General features: G+C 33.9%; 16 protein-coding genes. 3 read left to right on the forward strand and 13 right to left on the reverse strand.

The features are described 5' to 3' along the window. The 3 genes from IQ19_RS00005 to IQ19_RS00015 all read right to left on the reverse strand — a co-directional run. A partial coding sequence (locus IQ19_RS00005) for a coiled-coil domain-containing protein (RefSeq protein WP_144538674.1) occupies nucleotides 1-708 on the reverse strand: 708 nt, incomplete at its 3' end. 306 nt (nucleotides 709-1,014) lie between these two features. Continuing rightward, nucleotides 1,015-1,755, reverse strand: coding sequence for a sulfotransferase family 2 domain-containing protein (locus IQ19_RS00010; protein ID WP_144538676.1), 741 nt, complete (start codon nucleotides 1,753-1,755; stop codon nucleotides 1,015-1,017). 46 nt (nucleotides 1,756-1,801) lie between these two features. Then, nucleotides 1,802-2,905 carry a glycosyltransferase family 61 protein gene (locus IQ19_RS00015; RefSeq protein WP_144538678.1) on the reverse strand — a complete coding sequence of 368 codons (1,104 nt, stop codon included), beginning with the start codon at nucleotides 2,903-2,905 and terminating at the stop codon, nucleotides 1,802-1,804. Between the two features lie 335 nt (nucleotides 2,906-3,240). Between IQ19_RS00015 and IQ19_RS00020 the strand changes: the two genes are divergently transcribed. From IQ19_RS00020 to IQ19_RS00030, 3 genes are all read left to right on the forward strand, one after another. After that, nucleotides 3,241-3,978, forward strand: a complete 738-nt coding sequence (locus IQ19_RS00020; protein WP_144538681.1) for a BMQ_0737 family morphogenetic spore coat protein — start codon at nucleotides 3,241-3,243, stop codon at nucleotides 3,976-3,978. A 173-nt stretch (nucleotides 3,979-4,151) separates the two neighbouring features. Beyond that, on the forward strand, nucleotides 4,152-4,643 hold the full coding sequence (locus tag IQ19_RS00025; RefSeq protein WP_144538683.1) for a hypothetical protein: 492 nt from the start codon (nucleotides 4,152-4,154) through the stop codon (nucleotides 4,641-4,643). A gap of 10 nt (nucleotides 4,644-4,653) precedes the next feature. Further along, nucleotides 4,654-5,622, forward strand: a complete 969-nt coding sequence (locus IQ19_RS00030; protein WP_158638706.1) for a CgeB family protein — start codon at nucleotides 4,654-4,656, stop codon at nucleotides 5,620-5,622. Nucleotides 5,623-5,677: 55 nt separating this feature from the next. Here the strand turns inward: IQ19_RS00030 and IQ19_RS00035 are convergent, their stop codons facing one another. The 10 genes from IQ19_RS00035 to IQ19_RS00080 form a co-directional block, all read right to left on the reverse strand. Beyond that, on the reverse strand, nucleotides 5,678-6,553 hold the full coding sequence (locus IQ19_RS00035; protein ID WP_144538686.1) for a glycosyltransferase family 2 protein: 876 nt from the start codon (nucleotides 6,551-6,553) through the stop codon (nucleotides 5,678-5,680). A gap of 655 nt (nucleotides 6,554-7,208) precedes the next feature. Beyond that, nucleotides 7,209-7,847 carry a hypothetical protein gene (locus IQ19_RS00040; RefSeq protein ID WP_144538688.1) on the reverse strand — a complete coding sequence of 213 codons (639 nt, stop codon included), beginning with the start codon at nucleotides 7,845-7,847 and terminating at the stop codon, nucleotides 7,209-7,211. A gap of 89 nt (nucleotides 7,848-7,936) precedes the next feature. Next, nucleotides 7,937-8,767: a sulfotransferase family protein gene (locus IQ19_RS00045; protein WP_144538690.1), complete on the reverse strand. Its 831-nt coding sequence runs from the start codon at nucleotides 8,765-8,767 to the stop codon at nucleotides 7,937-7,939. 316 nt (nucleotides 8,768-9,083) lie between these two features. Then, the gene (locus IQ19_RS00050; RefSeq protein WP_144538692.1) at nucleotides 9,084-10,094 is read right to left on the reverse strand and encodes an NAD(P)-binding domain-containing protein; all 1,011 of its coding nucleotides are present in this window, start codon (nucleotides 10,092-10,094) and stop codon (nucleotides 9,084-9,086) included. A gap of 99 nt (nucleotides 10,095-10,193) precedes the next feature. Continuing rightward, nucleotides 10,194-11,738, reverse strand: coding sequence for a UDP-N-acetylglucosamine 4,6-dehydratase family protein (locus tag IQ19_RS28860; RefSeq protein ID WP_144538694.1), 1,545 nt, complete (start codon nucleotides 11,736-11,738; stop codon nucleotides 10,194-10,196). A 365-nt stretch (nucleotides 11,739-12,103) separates the two neighbouring features. Beyond that, the gene (locus tag IQ19_RS00060) at nucleotides 12,104-12,865 is read right to left on the reverse strand and encodes a GT-D fold domain-containing protein (RefSeq protein ID WP_144538696.1); all 762 of its coding nucleotides are present in this window, start codon (nucleotides 12,863-12,865) and stop codon (nucleotides 12,104-12,106) included. Then, on the reverse strand, nucleotides 12,846-13,418 hold the full coding sequence (locus IQ19_RS00065; protein WP_158638707.1) for a DUF4214 domain-containing protein: 573 nt from the start codon (nucleotides 13,416-13,418) through the stop codon (nucleotides 12,846-12,848). Before IQ19_RS00065 ends, IQ19_RS00060 begins: the two co-directional genes overlap by 20 nt. A 21-nt stretch (nucleotides 13,419-13,439) precedes the next feature. Beyond that, a complete protein-coding gene (locus IQ19_RS00070; protein WP_144538700.1) occupies nucleotides 13,440-15,803 on the reverse strand; it encodes a glycosyltransferase family 4 protein in 2,364 nt (787 codons plus the stop codon). A gap of 54 nt (nucleotides 15,804-15,857) precedes the next feature. Continuing rightward, on the reverse strand, nucleotides 15,858-16,820 hold the full coding sequence (gmd, locus tag IQ19_RS00075) for a GDP-mannose 4,6-dehydratase (RefSeq protein WP_144538702.1): 963 nt from the start codon (nucleotides 16,818-16,820) through the stop codon (nucleotides 15,858-15,860). A 188-nt stretch (nucleotides 16,821-17,008) separates the two neighbouring features. Beyond that, nucleotides 17,009-18,130: a glycosyltransferase family 4 protein gene (locus IQ19_RS00080; RefSeq protein WP_144538704.1), complete on the reverse strand. Its 1,122-nt coding sequence runs from the start codon at nucleotides 18,128-18,130 to the stop codon at nucleotides 17,009-17,011. Between the last annotated feature and the right edge of the window lie 8 nt (nucleotides 18,131-18,138).

The following is an 18,138-nucleotide window of genomic DNA, read 5'->3' on the forward strand; positions in this document are numbered from 1 at the left end:
GTTATGTGTGATTAATTGGTTTTTTTCCTTGATCAATTTGTCAAGCTCAGAAGTCTTATCAGCTAGTTCTGCTTCTAAATTTTGCTTTTCCTTTTCAGCTGTTTCATTATGTTTTAGTACCTGATTATTTTCATCAGATATTTTTGAAAGCTGGGAAACAAGTAAGTTCTCCCTTATTTTTGCTTTCTCCGCATTTTTTTTCTGTTCATCAAGCAATATTTGCAGTTTATTATAATTTCCATTTAATTTTATCAGGTCCTCATGAATTTGTTCCTTTTCCCCTTCAGCGGCACTTAAAGAGATTGTTAAGCTATTCAGGTCTTCCTGCATTTGTTCTACACGCAGTAAAAGCTGTTGGTTGATTTCCTTTTCCTGACGGAGGTCTGATAACTGATTTTTTAAGCTTTTAATTTCATCTTCCAGGATTGCTAATTCTTTTATATGTTTGGCAGATTTTTCACGATCGAGTTTTGCAATTAACTTTGGGTTATAGTCATTTAGCAAAAGTGTTTCGTTTTCCTTTTTTAAATTTTGCACATCCCTTTTCAGCAAATCATTATCTTGCTTCATCTGCTTTAATTGCTCATTATATTTTTGGACAACTCCCTCATGGTTAGTCCTAAAATAAGAAAGCTCTGATTCAAGATGTATTAATTTCTGCTGCATCTGGACATAAGTCAGTCTCTCAAAGCGGCTCCTTCTTAACATTTTCAACCTCTCCTTTAGGCGAATACCTATCCTTATACCTCTTAGGTTATTCCCCTTAATCAAAAATGTGTAATGAATCTCAATACAAATGTCCCATTAACAAAAATACAATTTAACAACTTTTGTAAAAGGCTATCAAATGCTAATAATGTTTAATTTATATCTCTAAAATAAAAACCAAATAACGGCTTTACAAAAGGTGAAAAAAAGCGTAAATTGTTTTAAGATCAATATTAAAAGGCTAGCTCAAAGTTTCGAATGCATCGATGTTTCGAGTTAGCCTTTTGTATTCTGAGCAAATACTCATCATAATTTTGTCCGACCAGTCATTTTCCGAAGTTCCTGCTGTGCAGCTGGATCTAATTCTTCCAAATGTTTTTGAAAAATCGCCTTTCCATATTCATACAATTGGAAATCAAATTCATTTTTCTGCTCAATAATCTTTTTGACGTCTTCTGAAACTTGAGACATTTTTGGCCGTGAGCGAGTCACATTGTGTCTGGATGAATAAGGAACATACCATTTTAGCTTCTTTCTCATTAAGAACAGTGATTCGTTGAAACGCTCAGTTAATCCCACCATCATAAAATGTTCATCGATATTTTTCTTGGCTTTTTCGAATGAAGGTGTTCCTTCTCCTGAGATTAATGTTGTTTGCAAGTTATTTATACCATCCTGAATAATGTTTTCCTCTGACATAATAAAATCTTTTAAATGTAATGACTTGGCTTTTTGGTGTAAGGGATGTCTAGGATTTTCTCTTAAAAAGTAATAATAAGAAATCACCCGGTCTACAGGGTGGCGGAGCATCGCTATATATTCAACAGGGTTTGATATGGCCTCGTGCAGTCCGAATTGAAAATGGCCTTGAACCCATTTAACTGTATTAAGCTTTTGTTGAGGGGTTCCCTTTAGCCTGTTGAAAGCATCCTGATAACCATTATAATAATAACGTCTTTGCATTACATTGTACTGTTTTTCAATTATTTTTCTCATTGACGTGCCAGCCGTTTTGGGTATGTGAATAAAAATAATTATTTTTTTCATCAGATCCCTCGCTTAAAAGTCCTTTTTCCTTACCAGGGCAAAAAAATTATATATTTCTTATAAACTGCTTCAGCTGATTTATGTTTATTTTCCAATCTGCTTTTATCCCCGGAGTCAATTTGTCTACAGTTTCTCCTATAAAATAATCCAGTTTCCCGCCAACAGAACTGTTAATAAGAATATCGCTCATTTTAAAAAACTTTTGAGATGCCAGTACTATGACTCTAGCCTGTTTTTTTCGGAATACACTGTTATACATGGCAGATCCAGAGGGTCCTGCTATGACCTTTGCATTACGAAATAAATTTATCTGTTCAGTAATTTTCAACTCCTGTGGATGTATAATTCTAAATCCATTTTGAGAAAAAATCCTTTCAACAGCTTTTTCATTAATTAAGTTTCTTCTGTTATTTCTTAATTTAGATCTGGATATATAAATTTTTTCAAAGCCTGAACCTCTGTCATAAAAATCACCTATTCTTTTCCAGGTTTGGAGTGCAAAAGTTGATGTGTACTTTCTTAAAGCAAAGGACTGAACCGGGATATACAGCCTTTCACAGCGGAAAGGCTTATGCAAATATACAATTTGATTTTTGTTAATTCCTATTGCTTTCAGGATTTCCAGCTGCCAGCTTTCTTTGTCCTCTGGATTCATAATTAATTTGACCTTGCTGATATCCATAAAATTAGCAATCCATAATCTTGATACAACCTCTAACAAAAAGTGTCCAAACCCCCTGGATATCTCTCCGCTTAAATAAATATAATCACCTTTAAGATAGATTGGTTTTACAGGGGTTACTTTTAGAGTGAACTGATTTAGCCTTTCATTGAACTGCAGGTTTCTCGTGGGAGCATTATATTCGTAATGTCTGAAGCTATCAGGCAATATTCGGTTATTGTGTAAGATGGTTTGGTTTTTTAAGCAAATAGCATCTTTTAAGCATGCCAGATAAAAATCCTCCGTTATACATTTGTTAGGCAGGTTTATTCCCGGAAAAGGATTTGCCGGAGGTATTACTTGTGTTTTTTCAGCTTTTTTTACAATATATAGAGTATTTTCTGGCAATATTCCCATTTTAAAATCTTTAAAGTCCCTTACTTTGCATATATCTTTGTAGGAAACAACTTTCATCCCCTGTCTTTTCATTTAAATCTCCCCTTGATAAAAATATCCCATTTTCAATGCATGGTATTACATTCTATTCATTTTCCAACAAAAAGCTTGGCCGCTTGTCCACACAACGTATAAACGGATCCAAATATTTAGGCTTGACTTAATTTTAATTTTGAGCACAATGCTTCCTAATCGGAATATATTAACATTGGGTTAAGGGTTAATTTGTATAATATTTTCTGTACCTGGGCAGCAGCGATTAGGAGATGTACCTAATATACGCAACAGCCCATACACATCACAGAAAAAGCAGCATAACATACAGTAGGTTTAACCCTATTAATAATAAGTGAGAGGATGATCAGTTAATGGATTTTAAGTCAATTAACGGCGGACAGGAGACCCTATGTATTAAAGTAAATAAAGTATATGACTGGGTAACCCGCCAAGTAGACGTACCCCTGCTGGCATTTAATGCAAGTGATTTGGCTGCAGGAACAATAGTTTTCGATTGTGACGGTGTCACACCTGGTGATGATCCATGTGCAGTTTTAGGCGGAAACTACACAGTTGAATGTTTTGCCACAGATGAAACTGGAACACCAGTTGACCCTCTGGCACCTGGATCCATTCTTTGCCAAGAAATTCCACAGCCGGAAGGCCGTGCAAGCGGACAGTTCCAATTGCCTGATGGATCAACTGTTACACTGCAAAAAGTCAAGGTATTAAAGAAAGGATTTGTTGTTGTCCGTATAACAAATCCAAATGGACTATCTTGTACAACTGGACCTATTCCTTGGGCTGTTTCAGAGAAATTTTTCTTATGTGCACCTCCAGGAACATTCCTTCAATGCGAAATTACAGACTTTGAATGTGACGCAAACTTGATTTGCCGTGCTGCAGCAACACCTGGTGAATTCGAATTCCAACAGCTGGATGTTTCTATTAACCTGTGCCAAAACGTTCAAATGGAGGCATTAGTTAAACTGGAAATTACAGCGGACTTCTGTCAGCCGCGTCCTGACATGCCATTTGTTTGTCCGCCGCTGGCATTCCCGCCACAATGTCCGACTGTGTTCCCAGGCCCTGGTCCTTCACCAGCTTAATATACAATTTGAACAAACTGTTTAGAGAGGAGTGCCCGCTCCTCTTTTTTGTTTAACTTATTATTTTTATTGGAGCATACGCTGTGAGGAAACAGATATCTCATTTAACATTTAAAGTTATTCTGAGACATAGAATGTATTGATATCATTGTATCTTGTAAAGGGGTGATTATTTGTTTTGGAAAAAGAAAGATCCTTTAAAGGCTGAAGGGATCGCCTGGTTCAGTTATTCTCTTATGCTGCCGGACAAAGCAGAAGAAGATGAGGATATAACTGTAATTGGAAACTTGGGAATCAGAAATACGGGTACAGAAACACTATCCAATCCAATTATCTGTATTCGAATAAAGCCCCCAAAAAATGTTCGCCTTGGCGGAAAAATCGGTTCTGTATCACATACTGCCTTAATGATTGATGGTTCCAATTCAGAGGCATGGGTTTATATTGATGACGATTGGAAGGAAAAAGCGCTGGAATCCGGAGAGCATTGGCTAAAGCCATATAATTCACGGCTGATCGAAACCGGGATGAATCTGAACTTTGCCTATGAGTTAAGAATTTCTTCACATGCAGAAGAAACATTCTCTATTGTTGAAGGTTTTTTTTATTGTGATGAAATCAAAAATGGGTTCAGTGCCCTCAACAGTATATCAGTTAATTTTTAGGTGGTTTATAATGAATATTTTATTTGTTGCTTCTGGCTACACAGGTATTTACAAATTTTTCGAAGAATGGATAATGCACGAGCTTAAAAAGAAGCAAAATGTAAAAATAGTTGATCCCTTAATTGGGTTTCCCAGATTACAAACCTTGGCCAAAGAATTTAAGCCTAAGGCCGCTTTAGTTTTTCTCGGGTTCAAGTGTCCTCCCAAATTCATTGAATGGTTAAAAACAAATGGTGTGAAAACAGCTGTCTGGTTCACAGAAGACCCATACTATATGGATAGGACTGAATTGCTTGCTCCGTACTATGACTATATTTTCACCATAGACTCGGCAGCCAATGATTTTTACAAAGAAAAGGGGCATACACAAACCTTTCATTTGCCCTTAGCTGCATCACCCGCCATATTTAAACCTTATAACGTTGGTCCAAAATATAAAAGTGAAATTTGTCTGCTTGGTTACCCATATCCAGATAGGATTAAATATGTTCAGCTTTTATTGCAAAAAACCCCCTTTACTATTAAGGTTATTGGAAACTGGAGAAACAAATTGTTTCGTTTTAGAAATAATCCCAGATTGAATGTCCACGATAACTGGGTAAACCCATCCTTGGCAGCACAATTCTACAATGGGGCAAATATTGTTTTAAATACACACAGGCCGTATAATTTAATTCAAAATAAAAATCGAATTGGGCTTCATGGTACTAGTATTAATAATCGAACCTTTGATGTGGCTGCTTGCAGCGCGTTTCAATTAATTGAATTTAAAGAGGATTTGCCTGAGCATTTTGTTGAAGATAAAGAAATGGTTTCCTTCAAAAATGAGGATGAACTAATTCTAAAAATTAATTATTATATGAAATTCAAAGAAGAACGGCAGGAGATTGCAGCCAATGCAGCTAAACGGGTATTAGAGGAACACACCTTTGAAAAAAGAATTGAAAAGATGCTGAGTATCCTTCAAACATATAATTAAACAGTTATCAAAAGGAGTAATCAATTAATCCTATATGTGTAATTCTATTTAATTTTTACTCAGCATCTTCACTATTCCAAGGCTTTGCGCCACGTTGAAGCTTTCTTTGTACACCTTTGTCATGAATTCTATGCTCATCAGTTACTATATTAAGAGGGTGGAAATCCCAGTGCTTTACTAATTTTCTAAAAAACGCTGCATCTCCAGCTTTCCATAAAGAAGGGTGGTCGTCCCAATTTTTCACAATATTTAAACAGGACTTTCGGTGCATAAATGAATTATGATCTACCTTTCCCATTGGAAACCTTGTTACCCCAACTAATGGCCGAATAAATGCCCTAGTGATTCTATTATTAGTAAAAACAACTACCTTTTGTTTGCCATAAACAACATGTATATGCGGGTTTTGGTGAAAAACTTCTGCCATCTTTTCAAATCTTGTTTTGTAATATATATCATCATCGGTTAAATAGGTTACTAATTCACCGGACACAACCGGAAGCGCTAAGTTTATGCAGGTTGCGTATCTGGTTGTTTTTGACCGGTCTTCTTGAGCAACTCCTGACTGAATTAACTTAATTCTAGGGTCTTTTTCCACAATTTCTTTTAGTATATTTTGTGTTTGTGCGTTTGAATTATCATCAACTATAATCAATTCCCAATGAGGATATGTTTGTTTTTGAACACTAGCTATGGCTTGTTGCACTTTTATTGGCCGATTGTAACTCGTTAAGATACAGCTTATTTTTAAAGTAGGTCTACTTTTTACAGGGGTCATTTTATCAGATTTAATTGATTTTGCAGCACTTGCTTTATTTAATTTCCTAAGATTTCCTTTAATTGATGGTGCCTGCACTATTTTATAAATCCTCTTATCTTGTTTGAAATTATAATTTACAGGCCTCTCATCTTTGTTATCAATTAAACCCATTTTTACACCTCCCTATTCTTCAAATACTATATTTAAGTTATTGTTAAAAAACTGGTATAAAAGAATCAATTACCGGAAATATTACATGTTTACATCAATTATTTTTCTTAATTTTTTTTGTGTGTAATGAAGGAACCTTATATACCTTCGAAGATTTTAAAATTGTATTATTTCCTTTTGTAGCTGGTAAGACTCTTCCGTGATAAAGTCCTTTTGGCGCAATCTTTTTATTAAACTCATGACAAAAGCACATACACTCACCGCCTTAAATATGTGATTAAATGAAGTAATTAACACAAAAAAGATTTAATTGCTTTTCTGCCATTTACCATCATATTAAACTATGCAATTTACATCTGCAGCTTTCCATTAACATATTTTTTCCCCGTATTATAAATTGTTTTTTTAAAGCGAGCTGTTACTGGTGGTTGATATTTAGTAGGAGTTAACTTCACAGCTTTTCCACGATTAGGGTCATTCTCTAAATAATATTGATTAACTTTCTTACAAAGACACATATGAACACCTCACCTTCTTACTACATTATATAAATCTGCTTGTCTGCTGCTTGTGCGAATATACATGCTTGTATATTCTTTTTTTAATAAATTCTTTGGAGCGACAGCAGTATTTTGACCTTTTGGTAGTATTTTATCTATGGATGAATACGAATAATGTCATCCTCTACTTGAAATTTTAAGTCAGGCCTTTTCTTACCGACAAAGGTTCTTAACTCCTGTATTGTCGGGTAATCATTCAAAACTGGATTTGGTCCTATAAAACATCGTGCATCATCGATTAAAATGACATGATCCCTAACATGATGGCTTAAGATTTGATTCAATTCTTCCATTATTGGTGTATCACTCTCCCCTCTGGCAGTATCTAATGAATCAGGTACATAATGGCCGTCTAACCAAAAAATACAAGGAACATGTATAAATTTCAGAATTTCACGCAGGACTTTTGCACTATCGCCATAAACAATCTTAACATGAGGGTAGTTTGAAAACTTCAACTTTGCTGCCTTATATAAGTTTTCTTCTAATTCAATAGATATTATTTTAGTGAAATTATTTAAATTCGCTTCAACCATGGCACCTTGATAGGTACCTGTTTCTATTAAGAAATTAATATTAAATTTTTCTGAGTATTTTTTTACTGTTTCTGGTCGGATCCTATATGGCTTGGATTCCAATAACCAAAAACGCAAAATCTCTTCCTTTGTTAACTTATTAGGCAATTTTAAGTTGTTTCTCCAAAATTCCTGCAATTCTCTATCTTTATCTTCCACAATTTATCACCCTTTAATGTATTTAAACCTATTGCCAACATTAATCTTTAGTCAAGGTTAAAGAATTATTTATTCCTTTTTGTGCAAAGTCAGGTCAACTCATTAAAAAAAGATCGATATAATAAATCAATTTTGTTACTGAAAATATCCGATTTAAAAAACTCCTTTGAGTGGCAAGCCTTATAGCAGAGATTATAGAGTTCCTTAATATCATCATCAATATTTGGATCCTTTAAAAGCCTTTCCAAACTCACCCTGCTATGCTGTAATGAAGGATCAATAAAATTACTTAATTGCTTTTTTAACTCATTTTCATTTTTGTTGATTTTGAGATTAAAAGCCTTAGAAATAGTCTTTAAGCATTCTAAACTATTGTCAAGAAATTGATTATAATCAAATATGATCCTTTTATAACCTTTTGTCTTTTTTAAACTTAACAATGTTCTTTGCTGCCAAAGTTTCAACGCTGAAATTTCTTCAAAGTTATATGCTTTTTTGAAAGAGTGAACAATATCAACTGGATTACGAACCATAATTACAAAATGGGGGGTTACGCCCAGCTCCTTCAATACTTCGCTCCATAATTCAATAAAATGGCAAGTTCTGGGATCCTTCCATCCCCAAACCCCTTTATCTAAATATTCACTTGTTATATACTCCTTCAACTCTTCCTTTAAGTGACTATAACCCTTCTGTTGCCACCATAGAGGCTGATGAATATTATTTCCGGCTATTTTAAACATTTTTTCATGGATTTTTACAATTCTGCTGTTCTCCCAGTAACCTTTTGGATTTGTCCGATCAGCTGGATATAGGTGTGACCCCACATCAACTCCCATTAAATTTATCGCCCTGGACACCATTGAAGTTCCACATCTTCCTGAACCTAAAATGCAAATCGCTTTATTTTCTCTGACCATTAACTATTTCTCCTTTCAATTCCCCTTCAATGTTTTTTTATGCCTGCTAAATTCCAATGTAAAAGATACATGTGGACAAAAAGCAGGAGCTTTTCGCATTGCTCTTATATAAGAATATTTTCAGGACTAATATTTTAATTGGTAAAAATTAATCGCTATAATTATTGAAGTTATATTAAATAAGTTTTAGAAATTCATTTTTATCAGGGGGAAAACGATGAATATTTTTAAGGTGATTAACAATTCCTGTTGCTATATTTAGAGGGGAGTATTTCTTGTGCGTACTAAATTTTTTTTGATCAGTGGATTTAAGTCTTTATCTATTTGAAATATACTTTTGTATTTTATCTATATTTTTAAAATCATTCTGATTATAATTTCCTGCTTCTTTTGTGCCACCTAGTCCATTGGCAATTCCAATAATTTGCTTTGGCGAATTTATATTATCAACGATAATATCCCCTTCATCTCCTATAACCCCCCCAGAGACAATTTTTATTTCCTCAATGAATGATTTGCCTTGAATGTTTCTAAAAAACAGTTCGCTGTAATCCATCAAAGGCATTAAAGTGTATAAGAACCCTAATCGAACGTCCAGCCGAAAACAATTTAATAATTTGTGTTTGCCATTTTTGTGAAATTCATGGGTGAAGTTATTTATCCCTCCGTCCAAAACCAAAGCATTTTCTTTTAAACAATGAATAAGACTCTGGTTTATCACTTTTTCAGAGGATACAAAGGAAATAATACCGTCAAAAAAATTATTCACCTCATCAAAATTATTAATTTGCTTGATTTTATTATAGGAATACTTTGGAAGAATTGTGTTAAGTGCATTTACCAATAAACTGACTTTATTTATATTCCGAGAGAAAATATATAGATTCGCCCCTCGTTCAGCCAATCTTAAAGCAAGTTTCCCTCCTATGTTTCCAGCACCATAGATTAATATTTTTTTATCTTTAAGAGATCCATTAAAATAATTTAGCATAAAAAGATCTGCAGCCTCTACAGTGGCATCATTTGGCTTGTATGATTTAATAATTGAACTTTTTATAGTGCTTCTGGCTATACTTTCAAGATCTACATTTTTTTTGGCTTCAACATCAATTAATATATATTTGACCTTGCCATCAAGTAACTTTAAACATTCTTCTGCTGCAGGTTTACTAGAAACCAAGAAATTTATCGATTCAAATCCTAGTGCTTTTCTTCTTGGCAAGACGGCAAAATAGGCTGAATCTCTAGATGTCATTCCTACGCTTGCAATAGCTATTGCATTAGGATCAGTAAGACTTTTCAATTCCTCTTTTATTTTATCAATCATTTCAACTTCATTAGTCCTCCTTTTTCCTTGAATAGGGTTGGTTTATGTCATTTAATTAAAGAAATAAAGATGTTTTTTATTGTTCTATACATATAATTTTTAATTGTAATTTTGAATAATTTTGTCAAGTAAATCCCCTATTTCCTCAGGAAAATGCTTAGTCGCTTCTTTAAGTTTTTTCAATTGTTCTGCCAGATTACCATTATTTTTTATTTTGGGAACCGCAATTACCACATGAGGGTGCTTGGTTACAGCTATTTCTTCATTGCTATAAAACAGTGATTCATTCAATTTTTCACCCGGACGAATTCCTGTATATTCGATTCTAATATCCTTGTCCGGTATATAACCTGATAAACAGATCAATTTTTTTGCAATGTCAATAATTTTAACTGGCTCCCCCATATCCAATACGAAAACTTCCCCACCATTTGATAATGCACCAGCTTCTAGAACAAGTTGTACTGCTTCAGGTATGGTCATAAAATATCTCACCATATTAGGATCTGTTACGGTAACTGGTCCCCCTGACTCAATTTGTTTCTTAAAGATAGGAATAACACTCCCGCGGCTTTCTAGAACATTTCCAAACCTTACAATAGAAAATTTCGTTAAGCTTTCTGCTGCAATCGATTGAACAATCAGCTCTCCAATCCTTTTTGTCTTACCCATAATATTTATAGGCTCGACAGCTTTATCAGTCGATATAAAAACAAATCGATCAACGCTAAATTTAGATGATGCCCTAGCAAGGTTTTCTGTTCCAAAAATATTGTTTCGTACTGCAGCACCTTCATTTATTTCCATTAATGGAACATGTTTGTGGGCAGCTGCATGAAATACAATATTTGGTTTATACTTATGAAAAATTTGTTCTATATGATACTTATCCTGGATATCAGCTATTACTAAATGAGTTTTTGTTTGAGGAAATTTTTCCTTTAAATCAGCGGAAACACTAAAAATACTATTTTCACCATGGCCAAGTAAAATAAGACTTTCTGGATTGTACTTGGCAACCTGTTTCACCAATTCACTTCCAATTGAGCCACCTGCTCCAGTGATCAAAACGGATTTATTTGTAATATATTTACTTATTCTGTGTGTAGGCTCTATGATGTCTCTTCCAATAAGATCTTTTACATTAATTTTACTCTTTTTACTTTTAGATTTTTTCTCTTTACGTTTCAAAAAACTCTTAGCTAATTTATGGCCTCCAGGAAACGGACGATTTATTAAAGTTCTTCTTTTAGATATATTTTCATTTTTGAAGGAGATTGCTGGAGCTTCAGGAACAAGTACTGCAGATGAAGCTAAAAGGATTAATAAAAAAAATAGATTTAATTGTTCATACAAGAAAATTAAGAAATACATACTAAACAGAAAGATAGCAATGGTTAACGATTTTATAACAAGTAAGTAACCCTCCTTATCAAAGTTGCCTAATTGTTTTGTTAACTCAAATTTGTACAGGCACAATTGAGCTAATAAAACATAGACTACTAGTGCAATAACCATTTTTATATTCATGGTTTCAAATATTAACCCTTCACTTTCGGCAGCTATCAAGGAAAGAATAAAAATGCCGGTTAGAAAGAAGTAGTTAATAACATATTCTTTTATAAATAGGAACAAACTGTTCATTTTAATTAAATACCCACCCTTTCGTTTTTTTTTATGACCGTTTATTAACAAGATTGAACGACTATTTCGTGTAAATTACTATATCTAAATTGCATGTTGTTTTTTTGTAAACTTATATTGATATACCATCACAATATCATCGTATTCATAAAGGAAGATTTTTGTTTGGGGCATTCACCTCTTTGTCCAAAAAAAATAACCTGTTAGTTTAGCCACAGGTCTTAGGTTTATGACATCAATTATTTTTTGAACTAGAAAAAAAACAGCTAAACACAACTGTTGAAGGATGGGGCTTATTATGAAGGATTAATCCTATTATTGAGGATAAGGGTGGACTTCGTAAAAAAGGCTAAGAAAACCTGCTATCAATCTTTCCTTTTTTTAGGTGTATTCTTTGCATTAATTTTATTGAATTCATCTGCAGTTTTACCAAACCTAAAGTTATTGCCTTCTATTATCTTATCTATAGCATGGCCAAAGTCGATAGCGATTTTTCCGCTATCACGGGCTACTCGGGGTACAAGAATGGAAGCTGGTAATCCTGCAGAAATTAGGGCCACATCCCAGTTCGGATTCCTGCATAATAATTTATAAACCCTTTCTATATCAGCCACACCCTCTAAATTAATTATATTCGTAACTGTTATTCCTTTTTTCTGAAATAAAGGCAAAGCATCTTTTGAACGCCTTCCAACCAAAACCACTTTTTGCTGACATAGCCAATCCCAGAATTGCTGATTTTTTATTAATTGATGGGTAATCCAGGCTGAACACACATACTTCGGCACAATTTGAAGTGCCTCTAACATTTCTTTCGTAATCTGGGCAAATCGCCTATCCTCCTCAGACTTAGATGTTGAACGGTGAAAACCAACTATATCCGTTAATTTAATTGACTCTCTGATTGCTTCCTGCATCTTTTGAGGATTGTCTGTTGCACCATTGTATTCTCTATATTTCCAGCCCTTTACCCAGTCAGGATATGTGGTCCATGCTAAACTAATTTCACTATGGCCAAATCGAGCTAAGGAAAGTGGCTTTTTCTGAAGTGAAGCCTCAATTAATAAATTAACAACCTCTGATGTTTCCAGCATATGATTTTCATACTCACCGGTTATCTTTCTCATATTTTTTATCCTTTCTGTAATGTGATATTATTTTCTTTAAAACCATATCTGCGGTTATTTTTTCTTTAATATTATGCGGCTTTCGTGCTGCATTTTTATTATTAAATTTTATTAGACTGGTAAACTCTCTGCTTTTTGTAATGAAAATAACCAAATCTATTTTGTCTTTATTAGACCTAATTCTAGAAAGTAAAGGGAAGGAGTAGTCCTTTTTATTCGGTTTTCGGTTTAACAATTCCTGAAAAACTTCTTCTATAAAAGGATCTCTATTCCTTTGTATAATTAGTTGCAGGCGGGTAAAAATCGTTCCTTTTTTACTTAAATCAACATGCTGATCATTGCATACAGATGTGTTTAACTTGCTGAATAATTCATTGCTTCTAAAAAAGGAACTTAGTATTGTCTCTTTTTTAACCCCTTTTTTTAATGCTTCTATATAATTATTAAGCTCCTTATCGTCTGGTTCACGATTTAAAATTTCCCGATATAACTCTTTAACAAATTGTGAACTCCCGTATTTATATATCTCTTGGATAATTTGTACGATCCTCAAAACAATTTTCTTCCTCCTTTTTTATTTAGTTACACTTTTTAATGCATTTTGATATTGTTTGGCAAGTGAATTCCATGTCAGCTCTTGTTCCACATAATCAAATGCATTGTTTACAAGATTTAACTTAAGATTTGAACTTTTAATCAAAGGGGGGATCTTATTGGCAAATTCATTTAAACTACATATTATTGCGTGGGTGCCATTGGTGATTTCATAACCTCTCGCACCAAAGGGGGTTGAAACCACTGGAATTTTCCTCCCAAAATATTCAGCAAGCTTAACATTTGAACCAGAACCGGTGATAATTGGATTTATAGCAACATCTGCTACTCTGAAAAGGGCATCTTTAAAAGTTTCATTCAATGTATTAAAAAGTAAAACATTTTGAGGAGGTGCTTTGCTTACTGAGTTACAAACCGATCCTATAATTAAAAAATAATAATTTTTCAATTTTAAAGCTAAATCCTGCTCTATAAATTGCAGGGCCTTAACATTTGGAAAATGATTACTACCTATAAAAATTATAACGGGAGCCCCTTTAAAAAGACCTTTTATACTTGAAAAGTCTTCTTCATAATAGTTATATTCTTTTAATTTTATGCCATTCTTTATCGTAACAAATTTCTGTGGGTTTTTTTGGAATAACTTGATGAACTGGTTTTTATCTTCGTCAGACACTGTTATCACCAATTTACTTTTTTTTAAAGCAGTATTTTCTATATTCCGGACCTGGCCAGCTAAAAAATTGTATCTTGGGTGACCCTTTAACATTTCCTCCTTAAGTTTTGTCTCTACATTTAAGCTTTCATATATCAAAGGTTTACCTTCCATATCTTGAATTAAAGGAAACATATATGGATGTGCGGTAATTATAAAGTCTGATTTTCTATATAATAATTGGCTTATTTTCATTAATAAATTGTTTTTTATACACATATAGGAATTTACAATGTCACTTACACTTATATGGAATAGTTTTTTTACCTTCATATTTTCTTGAACATGCTCATCTGTTTTGGGTATACCTATTTCAATAAAATAGTCGGTAATTCGTTTTTTTTCGATTACCTTTGAAGTTGTAAAACAGAGCATAATGATATTGTAATTTTTCGATAGTTCAGAATAAAGTTGTTTTAGTCTGACTTCTCCACCTGACAAGGCAGCAGACACCTTAAAATCATTTAGTACGAGTATATTTTCTCTTTTTTTGCTCTTTGAGATTTTATCAATTTCCTCCTTAAATTTTAAAACAATTTCTTTCCATGAAAAGTTTTGATCAATGTGTTTTTTTCCGTTCAAAGAGATTCTCTTTAATCTTTCACGATCATTTATTGCTTTATTAAGGATAGCTGCAAAATTATTTTTATCAGCTTCTATATAATGTTCATCAGGAGTTATTCTGAGTCCTCTAACTCCTTTGGAGGTTGAAATTAAAGGTAAACCTGCCGAAAGGAATTCAACCGTTTTTAAATTAGTGCCCCCGCCAGTAAACATAGGATTTATAGCAATATCTGCATTGGCAAGGAGTTCCTTTTTTTTAGTGTTTTCTATTCTTCCTAACAGTTTTACATTCCTTTTGCTTACGCCTTTAAATTGATTACAGCAATCCCCTGCAATAACAAAATTTATGTCCCTGCAATTCTCTGCAAGGTTATTTATAATGAAATTAACAGCTTTATAGTTTGGCGGGTGCTTGCTCCCAATAAAAAAAGCTGTTGGACCTTGGTTGTGATTTTCTCTTAAATTATTTTTCAACTCTTCAGGTATAATCCCATTTGGAGCAAGTTTAATCTTATCTTCATTTATCCCATAAGACTTAACAAAGCTTTTCCTGTCTTCATCTGAGACGGTAAATACCAAATCAGCCATCAATACCATCTCTTTTTCAACTTCAAAAAAATACTCAATATATTTTTCTGCTTCAATTCCATCCCACATTTGCTTTGCCAATTCTGCTTCATGGTTATAGCTATTATATATTCTTGGTTTCTCATCGAATCCAAAAAAGATGTCATACCCCAATGTAAATGGTGATTCGTGAATAATAATATCACTTTGTTCGTACAAATTAAGGAAAACTTCATGGTATTTATTTGGGTGATTTGAGGCCAAAGTCGCTACTAACGCGGAATATTCAATTCCAACTTTTCCTTGTAATTCTTTGTTAATGCGACCTTGAATATTTTTATCATTTGGGACCAAATATTCCCTAAGGCTTGTAGAATGTTCAACAACTCTTACCGAAGGGTGGGGGTGAGATGAAGATATTAGAGTAACATCATAGTACTTGCTTAGTTCGTTATAAAAGTGAAAATACCTGAGCTCACCTCCGGTAGTTGGAGGGTTTTTGGCAGGGAAAAAATTAAGAACAAGAATTTTTTTCATAGCTGAATTCCCCTTTACTTTACTAATAGAAAAATCGGAAATAAAAAATTAACTCTATTTCTTGGAGTTTCTTTTTAAATCTTCTTCCACCATCATTTCAATTAAGTTTTTAAAACTTACTTTAGGTTCCCAATCCAACTGTCCTTTCGCTTTTTGAGGGTTCCCTATTAACAAGTCAACCTCAGCTGGACGAAAAAATTTTGGATCCGCAATAACATAATTCTCCCATTTCAGGCCGACATAGTTAAATGCAGTTTGAACCCATTCCTTAACAGTGTGTGTTTCACCTGTAGCAATAACATAATCATCAGGATCGTCTTGCTGTAGCATTTTCCACATAGCTTCAACATAATCTCCTGCAAAACCCCAATCCCGTTTTGCATCCAAATTCCCTAAACGGAGTTCATTTTGAATTCCCAGCTTGATTTTTGCCACTGCATCAGTTACTTTACGAGTCACGAATTCGATCCCTCTTCTGGGTGACTCATGATTAAACAAAATCCCCGAGCACGCAAAAAGATTAAAACTTTCCCTATAATTTACGGTAATCCAATGACCATAAACTTTAGCCACTCCGTATGGACTACGGGGGTAAAACGGGGTCTTTTCAGTTTGTGGGGTTTCTACTACTTTGCCAAACATTTCACTGCTGGAAGCTTGGTAAAAGCGGGCATTTAAGTTGGATAAACGAATTGCTTCCAACATATTTGTAACCCCAAGCCCTGTTACCTCTCCAGTGTATATCGGCTGCTTCCAAGAGTCGCCAACATACGATTGGGCAGCTAAATTGTAGACCTCATCCGGCTTTGCTATCTTAACTGCTTCGGTTAAGGAAGTTAAATCGCGAAGATCGCCTGATAAAAAATCAATTTCATCTTTTATATGTTTTACATTTTCATAGTTTTCTGTTGCTGTTCTTCTTTTAAGTCCATAAACTTTGTAACCTTTACTTAAAAGTAAATCGGCTAGATAAGAACCGTCCTGTCCCGTAATACCTGTAATCAATGCTTTTTTCATTTTATTCTCCCTTCAACAAAAAGAGTTTTACTGCTGGAAAACTTAATATATTCTCAAAGGCCCGAAATGATTTTCTGATTAACCCAGCTTATTTTTAGTATATGAATGAAAAGGACAAGAGTTACGATATTCAGTGACTTAATTTCTCAAGAAGCGCCGGAATATGCATATAATGTTTAGAATCATCCTCACTTTTTTGATGGTAACATCCCTACCTGATTTAAACGAAACCTGTACTTTTGACCAATTGCTTCATAAGATAATTTAGTTTCAATTGTCTTTTTACCGAGTAAACCTATCTTTTCAGCGAATTTTTGGTCGTAAACCAACTTTTCCATCATTTGAGAAGCCTGAATTATGTTAGGTTCAGCCCATAGCTGATTTGCTGTATAAGGACCATAATTTTTACCTACTCTTTTTAAAGTAAAATCGACTAAACAGGAATTGTTTTTATCCATAAATTCAAGGTTTCCAGACCAATTTGTTGCAATAACCGGCTTGCCTAAATACATGGCCTCAGCTAAGGGCAAGCCAAACCCCTCGGATCTATGGAGGGAAACATAGCAGTCAGATAAATTTAGTAAACCATTAACCTCTTGACGATTTAATACTTTATCGATGAATATGATGTTTTTATAGTCCTTGGATTTTTGTTTAAGTACCTTAACCTCTTTAATAGAATGTGAACCATTATTAATTTTAATAGCGAGAGCAACTGAATTGTTATTCTGAGAAAAAGCTTTCTTAAATGCTTCCAATACTGCTATTGGATTTTTTCTTGCTGAGGTACTCCGCATATCAAACATTGAAAAGAATAAAAACCTACTTTCTGGAAGTTGAAACTCCTTTCTAGTAATATTTATTGGAACTTCTAAGGATATTGAATGGGGGATCGTAATCACCGGCTTCCGGGCTATCTTTGGAATGGACTTAGCTGTAAAACTGGAGGGAACCCAAACTTCATTGATTAAAAGAAAGCCTTTTAACCAAGAACTAGGGAGTTTTTCCAGCTCCCAATGCCAGTAGCCAATATTATATCGATTTAAAAACCACTTTCTGGGTAAGTTATTTTTCTTAAAATGGTAATATAGCTGGTCGGCATTTATAAAAAATATATTCGTATTATAAATAGGTTCTGCCACTTCCTTATGTTTCCAGGATAAGTCATTTTGTCTGGCAGGACAATGCGGAAAGTTTATTATGCAAAAAGGGATACGTGCAGATTCCAGTGCTTTTGCAGCTGAACGGCATGCCTCTCCTAATCCAAACTCAGCTCTTGAATATCCGATTAAATTAACACCTGGCTTCACTCCTTCTG

The organism is Cytobacillus oceanisediminis (genome assembly GCF_007830235.1).
In the GTDB taxonomy this organism is placed as follows: Bacteria; Bacillota; Bacilli; order Bacillales; family Cytobacillaceae; genus Cytobacillus; species Cytobacillus oceanisediminis.

Coding starts and splice junctions, on each gene's coding strand:
- IQ19_RS00045 (WP_144538690.1), bottom strand. CDS start 8,767: ATGGTCAGAGAAAATAAAGCGATTTGCATTTTAGGTTCAGGAAGATGT.
- IQ19_RS00070 (WP_144538700.1), bottom strand. CDS start 15,803: ATGAAAAAAATTCTTGTTCTTAATTTTTTCCCTGCCAAAAACCCTCCA.
- IQ19_RS00015 (WP_144538678.1), bottom strand. CDS start 2,905: ATGAAAAGACAGGGGATGAAAGTTGTTTCCTACAAAGATATATGCAAA.
- IQ19_RS00050 (WP_144538692.1), bottom strand. CDS start 10,094: ATGATTGATAAAATAAAAGAGGAATTGAAAAGTCTTACTGATCCTAAT.
- IQ19_RS00010 (WP_144538676.1), bottom strand. CDS start 1,755: ATGAAAAAAATAATTATTTTTATTCACATACCCAAAACGGCTGGCACG.
- IQ19_RS28860 (WP_144538694.1), bottom strand. CDS start 11,738: ATGAACAGTTTGTTCCTATTTATAAAAGAATATGTTATTAACTACTTC.
- IQ19_RS00035 (WP_144538686.1), bottom strand. CDS start 6,553: ATGGGTTTAATTGATAACAAAGATGAGAGGCCTGTAAATTATAATTTC.
- IQ19_RS00020 (WP_144538681.1), top strand. CDS start 3,241: ATGGATTTTAAGTCAATTAACGGCGGACAGGAGACCCTATGTATTAAA.
- IQ19_RS00030 (WP_158638706.1), top strand. CDS start 4,654: ATGAATATTTTATTTGTTGCTTCTGGCTACACAGGTATTTACAAATTT.
- gmd (WP_144538702.1), bottom strand. CDS start 16,820: ATGAAAAAAGCATTGATTACAGGTATTACGGGACAGGACGGTTCTTAT.
- IQ19_RS00060 (WP_144538696.1), bottom strand. CDS start 12,865: ATGAGAAAGATAACCGGTGAGTATGAAAATCATATGCTGGAAACATCA.